The 18,744-nt window shown below is 63.6% G+C and carries 18 protein-coding genes; all 18 read left to right on the top strand.

Annotated elements, in window-relative coordinates; all coding sequences use genetic code 11:
- Positions 1-100 precede the first annotated feature (100 nt).
- The 18 genes from ACFPFW_RS12990 (at position 101) to ACFPFW_RS12905 (ending at position 18,730) form a co-directional block, all read left to right on the top strand.
- Positions 101-991, top strand: coding sequence for a class II glutamine amidotransferase (locus ACFPFW_RS12990; RefSeq protein WP_114956843.1), 891 nt, complete (start codon positions 101-103; stop codon positions 989-991).
- Positions 991-1,674, top strand: a complete 684-nt coding sequence (locus ACFPFW_RS12985) for a GltB/FmdC/FwdC-like GXGXG domain-containing protein (RefSeq protein ID WP_114956844.1) — start codon at positions 991-993, stop codon at positions 1,672-1,674. The genes ACFPFW_RS12990 and ACFPFW_RS12985 overlap by 1 nt, the downstream gene beginning before the upstream one ends.
- Entirely contained in the window at positions 1,675-3,006 is a 1,332-nt protein-coding gene (locus ACFPFW_RS12980; protein ID WP_114956845.1) for an FMN-binding glutamate synthase family protein, read from the top strand.
- A 55-nt stretch (positions 3,007-3,061) separates the two neighbouring features.
- A complete protein-coding gene (gene glnT / locus ACFPFW_RS12975) occupies positions 3,062-4,360 on the top strand; it encodes a type III glutamate--ammonia ligase (protein ID WP_114956846.1) in 1,299 nt (432 codons plus the stop codon).
- A gap of 22 nt (positions 4,361-4,382) precedes the next feature.
- Positions 4,383-5,297 carry a formyltetrahydrofolate deformylase gene (gene purU / locus ACFPFW_RS12970; RefSeq protein ID WP_114956913.1) on the top strand — a complete coding sequence of 305 codons (915 nt, stop codon included), beginning with the start codon at positions 4,383-4,385 and terminating at the stop codon, positions 5,295-5,297.
- Positions 5,298-5,364: 67 nt separating this feature from the next.
- Complete coding sequence (gene ureE / locus ACFPFW_RS12965) at positions 5,365-5,832, top strand: urease accessory protein UreE (RefSeq protein ID WP_114956847.1); 468 nt, start codon at positions 5,365-5,367, stop codon at positions 5,830-5,832.
- Complete coding sequence (locus ACFPFW_RS12960; protein ID WP_114956848.1) at positions 5,826-6,497, top strand: urease accessory protein UreF; 672 nt, start codon at positions 5,826-5,828, stop codon at positions 6,495-6,497. The genes ureE and ACFPFW_RS12960 overlap by 7 nt, the downstream gene beginning before the upstream one ends.
- A gap of 12 nt (positions 6,498-6,509) precedes the next feature.
- Positions 6,510-7,202 carry an urease subunit gamma gene (locus ACFPFW_RS12955; RefSeq protein ID WP_114956849.1) on the top strand — a complete coding sequence of 231 codons (693 nt, stop codon included), beginning with the start codon at positions 6,510-6,512 and terminating at the stop codon, positions 7,200-7,202.
- Between the two features lie 5 nt (positions 7,203-7,207).
- A complete protein-coding gene (ureC, locus tag ACFPFW_RS12950) occupies positions 7,208-8,917 on the top strand; it encodes an urease subunit alpha (RefSeq protein WP_114956850.1) in 1,710 nt (569 codons plus the stop codon).
- 5 nt (positions 8,918-8,922) lie between these two features.
- Positions 8,923-9,573: an urease accessory protein UreG gene (ureG, locus tag ACFPFW_RS12945; protein ID WP_114956851.1), complete on the top strand. Its 651-nt coding sequence runs from the start codon at positions 8,923-8,925 to the stop codon at positions 9,571-9,573.
- Positions 9,570-10,430, top strand: coding sequence for an urease accessory protein UreD (locus ACFPFW_RS12940; RefSeq protein ID WP_114956852.1), 861 nt, complete (start codon positions 9,570-9,572; stop codon positions 10,428-10,430). Before ureG ends, ACFPFW_RS12940 begins: the two co-directional genes overlap by 4 nt.
- Before the next feature lie 400 nt (positions 10,431-10,830).
- Positions 10,831-12,138, top strand: coding sequence for a transporter substrate-binding protein (locus ACFPFW_RS12935; protein ID WP_114956853.1), 1,308 nt, complete (start codon positions 10,831-10,833; stop codon positions 12,136-12,138).
- Positions 12,139-12,228: 90 nt separating this feature from the next.
- Complete coding sequence (urtB, locus tag ACFPFW_RS12930; protein ID WP_114956854.1) at positions 12,229-13,116, top strand: urea ABC transporter permease subunit UrtB; 888 nt, start codon at positions 12,229-12,231, stop codon at positions 13,114-13,116.
- Between the two features lie 37 nt (positions 13,117-13,153).
- Positions 13,154-14,263: an urea ABC transporter permease subunit UrtC gene (gene urtC / locus ACFPFW_RS12925; RefSeq protein ID WP_114956855.1), complete on the top strand. Its 1,110-nt coding sequence runs from the start codon at positions 13,154-13,156 to the stop codon at positions 14,261-14,263.
- Positions 14,264-14,265: 2 nt separating this feature from the next.
- Entirely contained in the window at positions 14,266-15,006 is a 741-nt protein-coding gene (gene urtD / locus ACFPFW_RS12920) for an urea ABC transporter ATP-binding protein UrtD (protein WP_114956856.1), read from the top strand.
- A 1-nt stretch (position 15,007) separates the two neighbouring features.
- Positions 15,008-15,706, top strand: coding sequence for an urea ABC transporter ATP-binding subunit UrtE (gene urtE, locus ACFPFW_RS12915; RefSeq protein WP_114956857.1), 699 nt, complete (start codon positions 15,008-15,010; stop codon positions 15,704-15,706).
- Positions 15,707-15,775: 69 nt separating this feature from the next.
- Positions 15,776-16,219 (top strand): N,N-dimethylformamidase, small subunit, encoded by a 444-nt coding sequence (locus ACFPFW_RS12910; protein WP_114956858.1) that lies wholly within the window; start codon positions 15,776-15,778, stop codon positions 16,217-16,219.
- Between the two features lie 129 nt (positions 16,220-16,348).
- Positions 16,349-18,730 carry a N,N-dimethylformamidase beta subunit family domain-containing protein gene (locus ACFPFW_RS12905; RefSeq protein WP_379771009.1) on the top strand — a complete coding sequence of 794 codons (2,382 nt, stop codon included), beginning with the start codon at positions 16,349-16,351 and terminating at the stop codon, positions 18,728-18,730.
- The last annotated feature ends 14 nt before the right edge of the window (positions 18,731-18,744 follow it).

The following is an 18,744-nucleotide window of genomic DNA, read 5'->3' as shown; positions in this document are numbered from 1 at the left end:
TATAATTTCTTTTCAGGAAATATTTATTCTCCCCCATTGACGGCTGCCGTCGCCTATCGTTATCTCCGTGGACACACGTAAGCGGTTCCGGGGGAACAATATGTGCGGCATCGTCGGCCTGTTTCTGAAGGACAAGACGCTTGAGCCGAAGCTCGGCTCGATGCTGTCGGACATGCTGACGGTGATGTGCGATCGGGGGCCGGACTCGGCGGGCTTTGCCGTCTACGGGGCGGGCGACACCACGCGTGTGAAGCTGACGCTTCGCTCGGCCAAGCCGCTGGATGACGTCGTCAAGGATCTCGAAGCGGGCCTCGGTGTCGCCGTCTCGGCCGTCCTGCGCGAAACGCATCTCGTCGTGACGCTGCCGGCTGACAAGGAAGATGCCGCCCGCGCCTGGCTCGCATCGACCCGGCCGGAGGCGACGGTGGTCGGTGCCGGCCAGCGGATGGAGCTCTATAAAGAGGTCGGCCGTCCGGATGCGGTGGCCGAGCGCTTCGGCCTCGCCGGGATGAGCGGCACGCACGGCATTGGCCATACCAGGATGGCGACCGAGAGCGCGGTCACGACCAACGGCGCCCACCCGTTCTCGACCGGTGCCGACCAGTGCCTCGTCCACAATGGCTCGTTGTCGAACCACAACGCCGTCCGCCGTACGCTCCTTCGCGAGGGTATCGCGATCGAGACCGAGAACGATTCCGAGGTCGCGGCCGGCTATCTCACCTGGCGCATGCGCGAGGGCGCGAGTCTTAAGGAAGCGCTGGAGGCGAGCCTCAAGGATCTCGACGGCTTCTATACTTTTGTGGTCGGCACCGAGACCGGATTTGCGGTGCTGCGTGATCCGATCGCCTGCAAGCCCGCCGTGATGGCCGAGACGGACGATTACGTCGCGTTCGGCTCGGAATACCGCGCGCTCGCCGGTCTGCCGGGCATCGAGACTGCCCGTGTCTGGGAACCGGAACCGGCCACCGTCTATGCCTGGGAGCGGGCGTAATGCCGGTCGTCGATCTCGGTACGACGCCGCTGCGCGAGCTGAATGCGGCGCTGCATGCGCTATCCAAAGACACTAACGAGACGCACTGGCATGTGATCAATCCGCAGGGCAAGCATGCCGTCGCGGTCGGCCTCGATGCCCCCGTCACCGTCGAGATCCAGGGACATGTCGGCTATTACTGCGCCGGCATGAATCAGCATGCGACCGTCATCGTCTCAGGAAATGCCGGGGTCGGTTTGGCCGAGAACATGATGTCCGGCGAAGTCCGGGTGAGGGGCGATGCCAGTCAGTCGGCGGGCGCCACCGGGCAGGGCGGGCTGCTTGTCATCGACGGCAATGCTTCCGCCCGTTGCGGCATCTCGATGAAGGGCATCGACATCGTCGTGAAGGGGTCGATCGGGCCGATGAGCGCGTTCATGGCGCAGACCGGCAATCTGGTGGTGCTCGGCGATGCCGGCGAGGCGCTGGGCGACTCCATTTACGAAGCCCGGCTGTTCGTGCGTGGGGAGGTGAAGAGCCTTGGCGCGGACTGCGAGGAGAAGGCCGTCACCGATGAGGATCGCGCAGTGCTGAGCGGGCTGCTTGAGCGCGCGGGCGCGGACGCCAGGGCCGACGAGTTCAAGCTCTATGGCTCGGCGCGCACCCTCTATCATTTCCACGTCGACAATGCGGGGGCTTACTAGATGACCGCGCCGGTCAATCCGCCTCGCACCGTGCCGCGCCCGTCGGCGACGTTCGACCAGTACACGATCTCGGAAATCCAGCGCGCCGCCGCGACCGGTATCTACGATATCCGCGGCGGAGGCGCGAAGCGGCGGGTGCCGCATTTCGACGACCTGCTGTTCGTCGGCGCCTCGATCTCGCGCTATCCGCTTGAGGGCTATCGCGAGAAGTGCGGCACCGATGTCGTGCTCGGCAGCCGTTTCGCGAAGCAGCCGATCCACCTCAAGATCCCGGTCACGATTGCCGGTATGAGCTTCGGCGCGCTGTCCGGTCCGGCGAAGGAAGCGCTCGGCCGTGGAGCGTCCGCCCTCGGCACGTCGACCACGACGGGAGACGGCGGCATGACTCCCGAGGAGCGCGGCCATTCCTCGATCCTCGTCTACCAGCTTCTGCCGTCGCGCTATGGCATGAACCCGGACGATCTGCGCAAGGCCGACGCGATCGAGATCGTCGTGGGGCAGGGCGCAAAGCCTGGCGGCGGCGGCATGCTGCTCGGGCAGAAGATATCGCCGCGCGTCGCCAGGATGCGCCATTTGCCTGAAGGCATCGACCAGCGCTCGGCCTGCCGCCACCCGGACTGGACTGGCCCGGACGACCTCGAGATCAAGATCGAGGAACTGCGCGAGCTGACCGACTGGGAAAAGCCGATCTACGTAAAGGTCGGCGCGAGCCGCCCCTATTATGACACCGCGCTCGCGGTGAAGGCCGGCGCCGACGTCGTCGTGCTCGATGGCATGCAGGGCGGCACCGCCGCGACGCAGGAAGTATTCATCGAGAATGTCGGCCTGCCGATCCTCGCCTCGATCCGCCCGGCGGTGCAGGCGCTGCAGGATCTTGGAATGCATCGCAAGGTGCAGTTGATCGTCTCCGGCGGCATCCGTAATGGTGCCGACGTCGCCAAGGCGCTGGCGCTCGGCGCAGATGCGGTGGCTATCGGCACCGCGGCCCTGGTCGCGCTCGGCGACAACGATCCGCGCCTCGAGGCCGAATACCAGGCGCTCGGCACGACCGCCGGTTCCTATGACGACTGGCACGAAGGGCGTGATCCGGCCGGCATCACCACGCAGGATTCGGCGCTTGCCGCGCGCCTCGATCCGGTGATCGCCGGCCGCCGCCTCGCAAATTATCTTTCGGTCCTGACACTCGAGGCGCAGACGATAGCCCGCGCCTGCGGCAAGACCCATGTCCATAATCTCGAGCCCGAGGACCTCGTGGCGCTGACGGTCGAGGCGGCGGCAATGGCGCGCGTGCCTCTCGCGGGCACGAACTGGATACCGGGGCAGGGCTTCTGACATTCGAGGCCGCCCGGCGCGGCCGCAGCGGGCGGCGGGGCCGCAGGGGGCAGACATGGCGAGCGACCTTGAGAAGACCGCGAAGGACCGCGGCATCAAGTATTTCCTGATTTCCTACACCGATCTGTTCGGCACCCAGCGCGCCAAGCTCGTCCCGGCCTCGGCGATCAACGACATGGCGAAGGCCGGCGCCGGTTTCGCCGGTTTCGCGACTTGGCTCGACATGACCCCGGCCGACCCCGACCTGTTTGCCGTCCCCGATCCCGCGACGCTGATCCAGCTGCCCTGGAAACCGGAAGTGGGCTGGCTCGCCGCCGATCTGGTGATGAACGGCAAGGCCGTCGAGCAGGCACCCCGCGTCGTGCTGAAGCGGCAGATCGAGAAGGCCGCGGCGCTCGGCTACGAGATGAAAAGCGGCGTCGAGTGTGAGTTCTTCCTGATCTCGCCGGACGGCACTAGCATCTCCGACACGGCCGACAAGCAGGAAAAGCCCTGCTACGACCAGTCGGCGCTGATGCGCCGCTATGATGTGATTTCAGAACTGTGCGACGCCATGCTCGGGCTCGGCTGGAAGCCGTACCAGAACGACCATGAAGACGCGAACGGCCAGTTCGAGATGAACTGGGACTATGACAATGCGCTCGTCACCGCCGACAGGCACGCCTTCTTCAAGTTCATGGCGAAGTCGCTTGCCGAGAAGCACGGCCTGCGCGCGACCTTCATGCCGAAGCCGTTCGCCAATCTCACCGGCAATGGCTGCCATGCGCATGTATCGATGTGGAAGGGCCGCGAAAACGTCTTCGCCGACGATGCCGGCGAACTCGGCGTTTCCGAGCTCGGCTACAGCTTCATCGGCGGCCTGATCCACAATGCGGACGCGCTCTGCGCGATCACCAATCCGACGGTGAACTCCTATAAGCGCATCAACGCGCCGCGCACGACCTCCGGTGCCACCTGGGCGCCGAGCAGCATCACCTATACCGGCAACAACCGCACCCACATGATCCGGATTCCGGATGCGGGCCGCTTCGAGTTCCGTCTCGCCGACGGTGCGGTCAATCCGTATCTTTTGCAGGCCGGCCTTCTCGCCGCGGGCCTCGACGGCATTGCCAACAAACGCGATCCTGGCGAGCGGCTCGACATCAACATGTACACCGACGGCCACAAGGTGCGAGGCACCAAGAAGCTACCGCTGAACATGCTCGATGCGATCCGGGCGCTCGACATGTCCGGAATTCTCACCGAGGGCCTCGGCGAGTTCGTTCCGTCCTACGTTAAGCTGAAGATGGAAGAGTGGAACGCCTATTCGCGCCACCTGACGGAATGGGAACGCGAGGCGACGCTCGATTGCTGAGAGTCCTTGAAGAATGAGCACGATGATCCTCGATGAGCCTGTCCGTGCGGCGAAGCGCGCAGACAGCGCGTCCGAAACCGCCGACCATGTCATCGTCACGCTGTCGTGCCCGAACCGGCCCGGTATCGTGGCGGCCGTTTCGACCTACCTCTTCGAGCGCGGCTTCAACATTCTCGAGGCCACCCAGTACGACGACACCGGCACCGGCCGCTTTTTCATGCGGATGGTCTTGAACTCGGTGGGTGGCGGTTGCGATCTCGAACCGCTGCGGGACGGCTTCAAGCCGATCGCGGACACGTTTTCGATGGACTGGTCGATGCGTCTCGCGGGCGAACGCCGTCGCGTCATGCTGATGGTCTCCAAGTTCGACCACTGCCTTTCGGACCTGCTGTATCGCTGGCGCATCGGCGAGATCCCGATGGAGATCACGGCGATCGTCGCCAACCACCCGCAGTCGAGCTACGCTCATCTCGATCTGTCGGGCATCCAGTTCCACCATGTTCCGGTGACGAAGGACACGAAGCTCGAGCAGGAAGAACGCATCTGGGAACTGGTGCGCGAAACACGAACCGAGACGGTCGTGCTGGCGCGCTACATGCAGGTGCTGTCGGACGGCCTAGCCGCCAAGCTGCGCGGCCGCTGTATCAACATTCACCATTCCTTCCTGCCTGGCTTCAAGGGCGCCAAGCCCTATCACCAGGCGTTCGAACGTGGCGTGAAGCTCATCGGCGCGACCGCCCATTACGTCACGTCCGATCTCGACGAAGGTCCGATCATCGAGCAGGACGTCGAGCGCATATCGCACCACGCGACGCCGGAAGATCTCGTTCGCAAGGGCCGCGACATCGAACGCCGCGTCCTCGCGCGAGCTTTGTCCTGGCATCTGGAGGATCGCGTCCTGCTGAACGGCAGCCGTACTGTTGTATTCGCGAACTGACCTGTTCCACGCTGGCGGCCGCGGGTCCTCCAGGTACTATCTTTTCTCCTCCGAGCGAGCGTTCCAGATGCTTCTTGTCGAACGGATTATCGGTGACGCAAAAGCCCCCGAATTTGCCGGTCGCATTCATCATCTGGATCATCATCACGCCGTCGAATACCTCGAAATCCCGACGGCCGATCTGGCGCGGCGGCGGCTGCGCACGACGCTGCCCTCGGGCGAGGAGATCGCCATCGCGCTGCAGCGCGACGAGGCGCTGTTCGATCGTGCGGTGCTTCTGCTGGAGCAGGACCGAGCCATCGTCGTTCACGTTCTGGCCGAACGCTGGCTGCGTCTTGCACCGGCATCGTCCGCCGGCGCTCTGCAACTGGGATATCATGCCGGCAATCTGCACTGGCGCGTGCGGTTCGGCGGCGGTGTTCTGTTCATCGCGCTCGATGGCCCCGAAGACACCTATCTTGCCCGCATCCAGGGGTTACTCGACCACGGCGACGTGACCGCATCGGTCGTCGGCTCCGAGGCGCTGCCGTGCTGAGTCTTCTCACCGTTCTGCAGCATGCGGACACCGCCTTCCCGAGTGGTGCCTTCGCGTTCTCGAACGGTCTCGAAGGCGTCTCCACGCTTGGCCGCAAGATCGACCGCGACGCGCTGCAGGATCTCGTCGGCTCGGTGTTGCTGCACCGCTGGACACCGTTCGATCGCGTCGCCCTCGCTCGAAGCCATCGGGCAGGCACCGATCTCGACGCGCTGATCGCTGTGGACCGGGAGGTCGAGATAGCCAATGTCGTCGAGCCACTGCGCACAGGTTCCCGCCGCAACGCCGGAGCACTGCTTGCCGCCCATGTCCGTATCGGCACGCCTGGTGCCGAGCGTCTGCTCGGCACGATCCGGAGCGGTGGTCTCGTTGGCCACCTGACGACGGTCCAGGGCTATCTCTGGCGCGAAACTGGCATCGCGGAGGGCGAGGCCCTCGGGATCTCAGCCTACCAGACGGCGGGAGGGCTCGTCGCGGCCGCCGTGCGTCTTGGGCAACTCGGCGCAATCGATGCGCAGAAGGTGCTTGCGGCGGTCATTCCGCTGGCGGCGGAAGCCGCAGCGCGGTCGGTGGAGGATTGGGAGCGGCTGTCGAGCGCGACACCGTTCATGGATATCGCGGTCATGCGGCACGCAAGGGCCGATCTCAAGCTGTTTGCGAACTAGGAGGTTGCCGCTGTGCTGCTGACTCCAACCGAATACGAACGACTGACGATCTTCACCGCCGCCGAACTGGCGCGGAAACGCCGGGCGCGGGGTCTCAAGCTCAACCATCCGGAAGCCTCGGCGATCATCAGCGACGAGATCCTGGAGGGCGCGCGCGACGGCCGCTCGGTGGCCGATCTTATGGGCTATGGCTCGCGGATTCTGACCACGGCAGATGTGATGCCCGGCGTCGCCGCGATGATGCCGATCCTGCAGGTCGAGGCGGTGTTTCCCGACGGCACGAAGCTCGTCACCGTTCATGAGCCCATCCGGCCGGCGGAAGGCTCGGCTCCCGATGAACTCGAACCCGGAGCGATCATTCCCGCCGAAGGCGAAATCGAGATCAATGCCGGTCGCGGGAAGGGGAGCGTCACGGTGGTCAACACCGGCGATCGGGCGATCCAGATCGGCTCGCATTTCCACATCTTCGAGGCCAACAAGGCGCTCGATTTCGACCGTGCTGCAGCCTTCGGCATGCGCCTCGACATCCCGGCCGGAACGGCCATCCGCTTTGAGCCCGGCCAGTCGAAACAGGTCGATCTCGTCGAGTTCGGCGGCCGTCGCGAACTGAGCGGGCTCAACAATCTCACGCGGGGCGAAAGCGGTGAGGAGGCGAAGAGCGCCGCCCTGGCGCGTGCCCGCGCGGCCGGCTTCAAGGGAGCGTAAACGTCATGGCAAGGATCTCGCGTCGCGAATACGCCGCCCTTTACGGACCCACGGTCGGCGACGGCATCCGCCTCGGCGACACCTCGCTGGTGGCGGTCGTCGAGAAGGACTTTGCGGTCTACGGTGACGAATGCCTGCACGGCGGCGGCAAGACGCTTCGCGACGGTGCCGGTCTCGCTGGCCTCACCAGCAAGGAAGGCGCGCTCGACTTCCTGCTCTGCAATGTCGTCGTGATCGACGCCGTGCTCGGCATCGTGAAGGGCGATCTCGGCATCAAGGACGGCAAGATCGTCGGCATCGGCAAGGCGGGTAACCCGGCCGTCATGGACGGCGTCGATCCCAACCTCATCGTCGGCGCTGCGACCACCGTGCGCGACTGCGAGGGCCTCATCGCGACCGCGGGCGCGATCGACGTGCACGTGCATTTCGATTCAGCCGGCCTCTGCGAACACGCCATTTCGTCCGGCATCACCACGATGATCGGCGGCTCGCTCGGCCCGATCACGGTCGGCATCGATTCCGGCGGGCCGTTCAATGTCGGCAAGATGCTGCAGGCAGCCGAGCACTGGCCGATCAATTTCGGCTTCCTCGGGCGCGGCAATACCCATCGTCCGGAGCCGCTCATCGAGCAGATGGAGGCGGGCTGCCTTGGCTTGAAGATCCACGAGGACTGGGGATCGATGCCGGCCACCATCGACCAGTGCCTCAGTGTTGCCGACGACATCGATTTCCAGGTCCAACTGCACAGCGACACGCTGAACGAATCCGGCTTCGTCGAGAACACGCTGGCGGCGATCGACGGCCGGACGATCCACATGTATCACACCGAGGGCGCCGGCGGCGGACATGCGCCGGACATCATCAGCGTGGCCGGCGTCGAGAACTGCCTGCCGTCGTCCACCAATCCGACCAATCCCTACACGGTCAACACGTTCGACGAACACCTCGACATGACGATGGTGTGCCATCACCTGAATCCCGCGATTCCGGAGGACGTGGCGTTCGCGGAAAGCCGCATACGCGCCCAGACGATCGCTGCGGAGGACGTGCTGCACGACATCGGCGCAATCTCGATGCTCGGCTCCGACAGCCAGGGTATGGGCCGCATCCACGAGGTCATCTGCCGGACGTGGCAGCTCGCCTCCAAGATGAAGGACCAGCGCGGCCTGCTGCCCGAAGATCGGCCGGGCTTCGGCGACAACGAACGCATCCTGCGCTTCGTCGCCAAGTACACGATCAACGCCGCCCGCACGTTCGGCATCGACAGGCACATCGGTTCGCTCGAGCCGGGCAAGATGGCCGACATCGTCATCTGGCGCCCGGCCTTCTTCGGCATCAAGCCGGAGCTCGTCATCAAGGGCGGCTTCATCGCCTGGGGCGCCATGGGCGACAGCGCGGCCTCGCTGATGAGTTGCGAGCCGCTGGCGCTACGGCCCCAATGGGGAGCGTACGGCCGCGCCGCTCCAGCGCTGTCGGCGTGCTTCGTCCACCCATTGGCGATCGCGCGCGATCTTGCCGGCACGTTGGGCCTCTCCAAGGCACTCCTGCCGGCACAGGGAACGCGCAAGTTGAAGAAGAGCGACATGCTGCGAAACACCGCCTGTCCGAGCATCCGTGTCGACCCGCAGACCTTCGACGTGTTCGTGAACGGCGATCTCGCGACCTGCGCGCCATCGACCAGCCTGCCGCTCGCCCAGCGCTACATGCTGCGATGAACAGCATGCACGACACCGCGATCGAGGCGACGACGCCGACCGGCAGCCGTCCCGCCGCCCGTATCGGCATAGGCGGGCCGGTGGGATCGGGGAAGACGGCGCTGATCGAGGCGCTGATACCGGTTCTCTCCGCGCGCGGGATCGATCTCGCCGTGGTCACGAATGACCTCGTGACGAAGGAGGACGCCGAGCGCCTCCGCCGGTCCGGGCTGATCGATCCCGCGCGCGTGTCGGCGGTCGAGGCGGGCGCCTGCCCGCATACCGTCATCCGCGAGGACCCGACGCTCAACATGGCGGCGGGCGACGAGCTCGAGGCGAGCTTTCCCGGCCTGGAACTGCTGATCTTCGAATCCGGTGGCGACAATCTCGCATCTACGTTCTCGCTCGATCTCGTCGACTGGTGGATCTTCGTGATCGATGTCGCGGGCGGCGACGATATTCCGCGCAAGAAGGGACCGGGTGTCCTGCGCTGCGACCTCCTCGTCATCAACAAGACCGACCTTGCGCCTTATGTCGGTGTCGATCTCGACGCCATGCTGGCGGAAGCAAATTCCGCGCGCGGCGGCCGACCGATCATCGCGACCAATGCGCGGAAGGGCGCTGGCATCGCCGAGGTCGCGGATGCGATCCAGCACGCGGTGCTGTTCACACCGTGAATGTCAGGCCGCCCTCTGAATTCTCGATCGCCACGACGCATGGCCGGACGATCCGTGCGAACCTCCAGTTCGCGGTCGGCGGCGGCCGCAGCTTCCTCACGCACCAGCACGTTCCGTATCCGTTTCACCTGACGAGGCCGTTCTACCTCGACCGCGAGCGGCCGGATTGCGCGACGGTCTACCTGCAGTCGGTCTCGGGTGGACTCTATCGGGCTGACGACCTCGACATCACCATATCGACCTCCGAAGGCGCCGCGGCGCACGTCACCACGCAGGCCGCCACGGTTGTTCACGACACTCAGTCCGATCCCGTTCGCCAGCGCGTGAGCCTGCGTGTCTCGCCCGGCTCGCTGCTTGTCTACACGCCCGATCCGATCGTGCTGTTTCCGTCGGCCGACATCGTCAGCGAAACGACGATTGAGATCGCTGCCGACGCGCGTGCGATCCTCTGCGAAGGCCAGACCTGGTTCGATCCTCTCGCGCAGGACCGTGACTTCGGTATTGTAGAGACCTCCGTGCTCGTCCGGGGCCTCGACGGGACGCTGCTGGCGGCTGATCGCAGCATCCTGCCGGGCAGGGCGCTCAAGCAGCGCTATTCGCCTCTGGTGGGCTATCGAGCGGTCGGAAATGCCTTCCTTCTCGGAGAGATGTCGGCCGGTCTCGACCCCAGCGATGTCGAGCGCGACCTCCATGCGCTCGGCTGCCTCTCGGGCATATCCCGGTTGCCGGGTGCGAACGGGCTGATCGTCCGCCTTCTTGGGCCCGACGGCGGCACTCTCGCGCGGGGGCTCGGTCTGGTCTTCCGCGCCGGATTCAGGGCCATGACCGGCCTGGATCCCGCGCCGCGCCGAAAATAGCAGCGCCGGCTACCGGCTTAGTCTTCATCGCCGCGCTTTCTTTGATTTCAGGCGAAAAAACTGTCCTGGACGCCGCCTTTGCGCGCGTGTTGGCAGCCATGACGTGCATAGACAATCGAAAACACCAGTTGCTTGTGAAGCAAAAAAGTTGAGCAAGTATTCGTGTCAGTATTGGTGATTCTGAATACGGATGAGGCGACATGCGGGAAACATAGGCAGGCTCGGAGAAGCGGTGCTCAACCCTTAGCCGTTTAACACGATCTGACAATTCTGGAGAAAATTAATTTCTTGACGATCTTCGTTTGTGGGCTCTAGCTTTAATCAAATCCGGCAGTACAGAAGTCGAATGGCGACAGTGTATGCCCTTCGTCTTGAGCAGTATCTACTAGAGGGTCAGACTATGAAGCCGTCACGTCGTGATTTTCTTAAGAAAGCATCTATTGCCGGTGTAGCATTGGCTGCGCCTCATCTTTGGCTTCCTGTTACCCGCGAGGCCTGGGGTGCCACGCTCAACAAAGGCGAGCCGATCAAGGTCGGTCTTCTGTTCTCCCTGACCGGCGGTCTGGCCGTTCCGGAGGAAGATTCGACGCTCGTCATGCAATACGCGATCGACGAGATCAACGCGGCCGGCGGCATTGCCGGCAGCCCAATCGAGCCGGTCATCGTCGACGCGAAGTCGGACTTCAACGTCTACTCCGAGAAGGCGAAGGAACTAATCCTTCGCAATAAAGTCATAGCGCTGTTCGGCTGCTATACTTCGGCCAGCCGCAAGGCGATCCTGCCGACGGTCATGTCGCAGAACCATCTGCTGTACTATCCGACCTGCTATGAAGGCGCGGAGTGCACGCAGAACACGATTTGCACGGGTCCCCTGGCCAACCAGCACTCGAAGGACCTCATCCCCTTCATGGTCGAGAAGTTCGGCAAGAAGGTCTTCTTCGTCGGCTCGAACTATGTGTGGCCGAAGGAATCGAACAAGAACGCCAAGATCTGGCTTCAGAACGCCGGCGGCGAACTGCTCGGCGAAGAGTACATCCCGCTCGGCAGCTCGGAGTTCGGGCCGGTTCTGAACAAGATCCGCCAGGCCAAACCCGACTTTATCTTCTCGACGGTCGTCGGCGCGTCCGACATCGCCTTCCACAAGCAGTTCAAGCAGGAAGGCTTCAAGGTCGACGAGATGCCAATCGCCTCGCTCACCACCGGTGAGATCGAGACGAAGGCGATGGGCAACGAATTCGGCGCCGGCCACTTCCTCTCGGCCCCGTACTTCCAGAACCTCGAAAGCCCGACCAACGCGAAGTTCGTCGAGAGCTTCCTGAAGAGCAAGTACGGCAAGAACGGCACGACGCACTACAACATGGAGGAGACCTATCTCTCCGCCTACGTGTTCAAGGCCGGCATCGAAAAGGCGATCGCCCAGTTCGGCGTCGAGGAAGTGACGCCGCGCAAGATCCGCGACGTCAGCGGCGGCATCAAGGTTTCGGCCGACATCTCCCCGGAAGGCGAGATCTGGATCGACGAGCAGAACTTCAACACCTGGCTCGTTCCCAAGATCGGTCAGTGCCAGGCCGACGGCAGCTTCAAGATCGTCAAGACGGCTTCCGAGCACGTCGCTCCGGACCCGTATTCCATCTACGCCGACATCGGCAAGTGCTCCGCGAACGGTCTGGTCGCGCCTGACGGCAAGGTCCGTAAGAACGTGATCTGACAACAGGCTGGCCCGGGCGGTCCTCTCTGCGCCCGGGCCAGTCTTTTCGCACATTCCAACCGCTTAGCTCGTCAATGCGAGATCAGGACCATGTGGGCTAGTTTCGATCCCAGTTCGTTCGCCAACGCCCTCATCCTCGGCATCAGTATCGGCAGCATCTGGCTGATCGCCGCGCTGGGGCTGACGATCATCTACGGCACCGCCGGCGTGATCAACATGGCGCATGGCGAGTTCATTATGCTCGGCGCCTACAGCTCCTACATGCTGCAGTCCTATTTCGGCCTGCCGTTCCTGCTCTGCATCCCGGCCTCGTTCGTCATCGTCGGCGTCATCGGGCTGATCCTGGAACGAGGCCTGATCCGCTATCTCTACAAGCGGCCGCTCGACACGCTTCTCGCCACCTGGGGCGTCTCACTCGTCCTGATGCAGGGCGTGCGGCTGATCTTCGGCAGCGATCCGAAATACATTGCGGTCCCCGAGGTCTTCCAGAGCAACATCCAGCTCGGCTTTTTCAACCTGTCGACATTCCGCGTCGTCGTCTTCTTCATCACCATCGCGCTGGTCGTCGGCATCTGGGCGCTGTTCTATCGCAGCCGCTTCGGAATGCAGGTCCGCGCCGTGATGCAGAACAACGAGATGGCGACCTCGTTCGGCATCAACTCCGACCGCGTATACATGATGACCTTCGCCATCGGCGCTGGTCTCGCGGGCGTCGCGGGCTCGCTGTTCGGCGTGCTCAACATCGTCCTCCCGACCATGGGTTCCGCCTATGTGGTGCAGGCCTTCCTGGTCGTGGTCGTTGGCGGCGGCTCGCTCGTGGGCAGCGTCGCGGCGGGCGGAGGGATGGGCGAGTTGCAGTCGATCTTCGCCTACTTCACAAACGATACGTTCGCCCGGTTCCTGCTCTTCGTGATGATCGTGGTCTTCCTGAGGTTCAGGCCGCAGGGACTGTTTGCGCCGGCAAAGGCACGCCGATGAACCCCCGCGCAAACCATCCACTGACACAGGCCGGACGATGACCAATATCTACCACAGCAAGCCCGCGCAATGGGCCGTATACCTGGTGTTCTTCGCGGCACTGGGCGTGATCCCGCTCTTCATCGACGACGCCTTCCTCCTGAATCAGTTCTCGACCTACGGCGTCTACGGCATGCTCGCTCTGTCGCTGGCGCTGTGCTGGGGCTTCGGCGGAATCCTGAACCTCGGCCAGGGTATCGCCTTCGGCCTCGCCGCCTATGGCATGGCGATGACCATGCAGATGCAGGCACAGGATCCCGAGAATGATCCGATCCCGCCGTTCATGCTCAACAACAGCCTGGATCATCTGCCTTGGTTCTGGGAGCCGTTCTGGAATACCGGCCTCGGCATCTTCCTCGCTCTGCTCGTGCCGACCCTGTTCTACATCGCCTTCGGAAGCATCATGTTCCGCTCGCGCGTTTCCGGGCCGTTCTTCGCGATCATGACGCTCGCGATGCTCAGCGCCTGGTACACGCTGATCCTCGACATCCAGCCCTACACCAACGGCGTCAACGGCATCACGCCGCCACGCGCTTTGCAGGTCTTCGGCTTCGAGATTGATCCCTACAGCTCGACCTCCTATTGGGTCGTCTACACCGCGCTCCTCCTCTGCACGATCGGTGCGAAGCTGCTGACGCAGAGCAAGTTCGGCCTCATCGTGCAGGCGGTGCGCTGCGATGCCGAGCGCGTCCGCTTCCTCGGCTACAACGTCGCCTTCTACGAGACCGTCATCTACACGCTCTCCGGCCTCATCGCCTCGATCGCCGGCTGCCTCTGGGTCGTACTGGTCCAGTACGTTTCGCCCGCGCAGATGGATGTGACGTTCAGCATCTCGATGGTTATCTGGGCCGGCATCGGCGGCCGCCTGTCGCTGATCGGCGCCATCATCGGAGCGTTCCTGATCCAGGGCGCGCAGAGCTATCTCGGTGACGAGTTCCTCAACACCTGGCTGCTGATCCTCGGCGGGTTCTTCATCATCGTCGTCCGCTTCCTGCCGAAGGGCCTCGCCGGCCTGCTGGAAATCGTGCTTGGCCGCATCGGCGGATCGCCCAGGTCGAAGTCGCCGGACGCGGTGGCCGACGGCAAGCTCGTGGCTGCGGGAGAGTAACGATGGGAATGCTCGAAATCCGCGACCTCAACAAAAGCTACGATGCGATCCACATCATCAACGGCTTCAGCCTTGATGTGACGGAGCTGACGCTCTGTTGCCTCGTAGGCCCGAACGGCGCTGGCAAGACCACGACCATGGACCTCATCACCGGTCGCCAGAAGCCGACCTCGGGGCAGGTCCTGTTCTACGGCGACGACATCACCGGGCTCGACGAGCACGAGATCGCGCGTCGCGGCATCGGCCGCAAGTTCCAGGTGCCGGCCGTACTCAAGGATCTCAGCGTCCGCGAGAACTTCCAGGTCGCCTACAGTCGAACGACCAACCCGCTGCGCAACATCTTCAAGTTCCATTCGAAGGGCTTCGAGCGGAAGCTCGACGAGATCGGCACGCTCGCGGGCCTGAATGAACGGCTCGACACTCAGGCCGGTCTGCTCTCGCACGGCGAGACCCAGTGGCTCGAGATCGGCATGGTCCTGATGCAGGATCCGAGGCTGCTGCTGATGGACGAGCCCGTCGCCGGCATGACCGAGATCGAGATCGAGAAGACGGCGCGCATCTTCAACCAGCTCAAGAAGACGCACACCCTGATCGTCGTCGAGCACGACATGGGGTTCGTCCGCGAAATCGCCGACGTGGTGACGGTCATGCACATGGGAAGCCTGCTCGCGCAGGGCACGATCAGCCAAGTGGAATCCAATCCGCGGGTGAAGGAAGTCTATCTCGGAAACGAGGTGCACTGAGATGCTGCTCTCCTTCGAGAAGGTCACCTCGTACTACGGCAAGACGCCCATCCTGAAGGACATGACCTTCGGGCTGCCCAAGGGACAGTGTCTTTGCGTTCTCGGTCGCAACGGCGTCGGCAAGACCACGTTGATGCGCACGATCATGGGCCTCACCGACTGGTCGTCGGGAGAGATCCGGATCGAGGACCAGGACATCAGCAAGGCGCCGACCTACGAGCGCGCCAAGCATGGCCTCGGCTACATCCCGCAGGGCCGCCAGATCCTCGGCAACTTCACCGTCAAGGAAAACATCCTGCTGGGCACTTTCGCCCGCAGCGATGGCGACAGCCAGGTGCCGGAACTGTGCCTGCGCCTCTTTCCCTATCTCGCCGAAAACCTGAACAAGCGCGCCGGCCTCCTGTCCGGCGGTCAGCAGCAGCAACTCGCCATCGCACGGGCGCTCGCCACCAATCCGCAGGTACTGCTGCTCGACGAGCCGACGGAAGGCATCCAGCCGAACATCGTGTTCGAGATCGGCGAGACGCTTCACATGCTCAACAAGGAACTCGGCATCACGCTGATCCTGACCGAGCAGCACATCAAAGTGGCCCGACGTTTGGGCGACGCATTCATCATGATGGACAACGGGCGCATCGTCGCCCGAGGTTCGATGGACGAAATGACGGACGAGGTTGTCAACAAGCACATGACGATCTGACGTCTGCTGTTGCCGGGCGGCTCACGCCGTCCGGAATTCAACGCACCTTATGCGACGAGGAGCTGGAGAATGACGATTTCCATACCCAAGAAGGGTACGCCCGAGCGGCAGCAGCTTATCGACGAACACCGTCGTTGCGTTGACTCCATGAAGGGGGTCGCAGGCTTCTCCGTACTCGAATGCGGCACTCCGGGCGACACGACCGATATTTCGGGCGGCGTCCACGACTATCCGGTTCTCAAGCGTGTTCTGCTGCGCATGCGGGGCACGCCGACCAAGGGCAAGCTGGTCGTCATCTGCACCAAGGTCGATGCCGAATGGCGCATCGGCCGGCTGTCGGGCATTCGCGGCGTCCCGCCGGAATTCGTCAGCGACAAGGTCTACGACGACGAGCAGGAGATCCAGCACGACATCTTCCTGATGCGGCTCGACGAGATGCCCGAACATGACGGCAATCCGGAACAGTACAACGAGGGTTGGAAGCGCCGCGCCGACAACTACACGGTGACCTGACCCTCTACGGCCCGGCGCCGGGCGCCGAGCCATGAATCCATCAGCGAGTGACCAAACGTGGCCTTCGCCGCGAAGGGCAGACACTTGCCTGAAACAGACCTTTGAATAGGGATAACTCCAATGTGCGCCATGAGGCTGACAGGGTATGCGGACAAATTCGGTGTCCACCCGGGAGATAAGATCAAGTTCTACGTGAATTGCGACGGGCCGGCCGAATACACCGCCGAGATCGTTCACATGATCCACGGCGACACCAATCCCCGTGGTCCCGGTTACATCGAGAAGCCGGTCAGCGCCGCGGTCAACAAGACCTACAAGGGCAAGAAGCAGGTTGTTCACGGCGGCTCGTATGGCTTCGTCGCGGACGCTCCGCAGCTCCGCGTCGAAAGCTTCACGCTACAGGCGTGGATATGGCCGACCATTCCGCGCACCCATCCGCGCTATTGGAAGCACGGCCCGCAGGCGATCGTCACCAAATGGTCCGGCGGCAAGGGCTACGGCCTCTTCATCAACGCGGACGGCTGCCTCGAACTGCGCGTCGACGGCGAGACGATCACGACAGGCGCGCCGATCCGCGATCACGCCTGGCACTTCGTGGCCGCGACCTTCGACGCGGCGACGGGCGAGGCGGTGCTCTATCACGAGCCGCAGATCGTCTACGCCCTCGATCCGGTCATCGAGCCCGTCCGGAAGACCCTGTCGACCAGGATCACCCACGAGACGATCCCGCTGACCCTTGCCGCGAGCGTTGAGAAGGTCGATGCGTCCGATCCGCTGGCCAAGTCGTCGATGCCGGCCGGCGTCGTCTACACCCACAAATACAACGGCAAAATCGACAGCCCGCGCCTCTGCAATCGCGCGCTCAGCCGCGCCGAGATCGAGACGATGAAGATGGGCGCCTCGCCCGCCATGTCGGAGCGCCGCCATGTCGGCCCGACCGATACACTGGCGAAGTGCATGGTCGCGTCGTGGGATTTCGGCGACGGCATCAACACCCTCATCGGCAAGGACAAGGGTCCGTACCGCTTCAGCTTCCGGCTGGTGAACTGCCCGGTGCGTGGCCTGACCGGCTATAACTGGCAGGGCACGACGTTCGACTGGAAGCACGCCCAGTCCGAATACGGCGCGATCCATTTTCACGACGACGATGTCGACGATGCTCGCTGGGACGCCGATTTCGAATGGGAGGTGCCGACCGACATCAAGAGCCGCTTCTACGCAGCCAAGCTAACCACGAGCGAAGGCGACGAGGAGTATATCCCGTTCTGGATCGTTCCCCGCGTCGGCGAGGAGCAGTCCAAGATCGCGGTCATGGTGCCGACCATCAGCTATATGGCCTACGCCAACGAGCACGTCGCCTGTAATGCCGGCGCGGCGGAGCTGTTCGTCTACCGCGTGCCGATCATGCAGCACCAGAACATGTTCCTGGCCGAGCACCGTGAATACGGTGGCTCGATCTACGATACCCACACCGACGGCAGCGGCATCTCGCTCTCGTCCCGCCTGCGCCCGATTCTTTCGATCCGGCCGAAGTACGACCATTTCCTCGCCCAGGCGCCGTGGCAGTATCCGGCCGACCTGCATCTCATCTACTGGCTGGAGGAGATGGGTTACGAGTACGACGTCATCACCGACGAGGACGTGACCTATGACGGTCTCGCCCGGCTCGAGAACTACAACGTTATCATCACGGGCTCGCATCCGGAGCACAATTCCGGACCGCAGCTCGACGCGCTGCACAACTACACGCAGCGCGGCGGCCGCCTGATGTATATGGGCGCCGACGGCTGGTATTGGGTCCACTCCTACCACCCGGCCTATGACGAACTCGGTCGCGGCATCGTCACCGAGATGCGGCGCTGCGAATCCGGCATCCGCACCTGGCGCGCCGATCCAGGCGAATACTACCACCAGAGCACCGGCGAACTCGGCGGCATGTGGCGCTATCGCGGCCGCTATCTACATACCGTCGCGGGCGTCGGCATGTCGTCGGAAGGCTTCGATATTTCGAGCTACTTCACCCGTCTGTCGGAATCCAACGACCCGCGCGTCAGCTGGGCGTTCGATGGCATCGACTACGACGAGAAGCTAGGCAATTTCGGACTCGTCGGCGGCGGTGCGGCCGGTCTCGAACTCGACATCGTCGACACGATGCTCGGTTCGCCCCCGCACATCCTGACGGTCGCGACATCGGCCGGTCGCCACACCGAAGCTTACCTCCTCGTCATGGAGGATTTCGGCTTCAACCAGCAGGGTCTCGACGGCACCACGCATCCGCGTGTGCGCGGCGACATCACCTTCTGCGAGACGCCGAACGGCGGTGGGTGCTTCTCGTTCAGCTCGATCGCGTTCTGCGGTTCGCTGCCCTGGAACAACGGCAAGAACAACATCTCCACCCTAGTGGGGAACGTTCTCAACCGCTTCATGCAGGACGGCCCGTTGCCTGCGGCTCCCGGCGATGCGGTCAAGTATCGCGGTCGCGCCGACTACGAGAGCCCCGCGGTCAGCTAAGGCGTCGGAACAAG

The sequence above is a fragment of the Flaviflagellibacter deserti genome (genome assembly GCF_042652085.1).
GTDB lineage: Bacteria > Pseudomonadota > Alphaproteobacteria > Rhizobiales > Methylopilaceae > Flaviflagellibacter > Flaviflagellibacter deserti.
The sequence above is the reverse complement of the archived record's forward strand: the minus strand, read 5'-3'. Positions and strand labels throughout refer to the sequence as shown.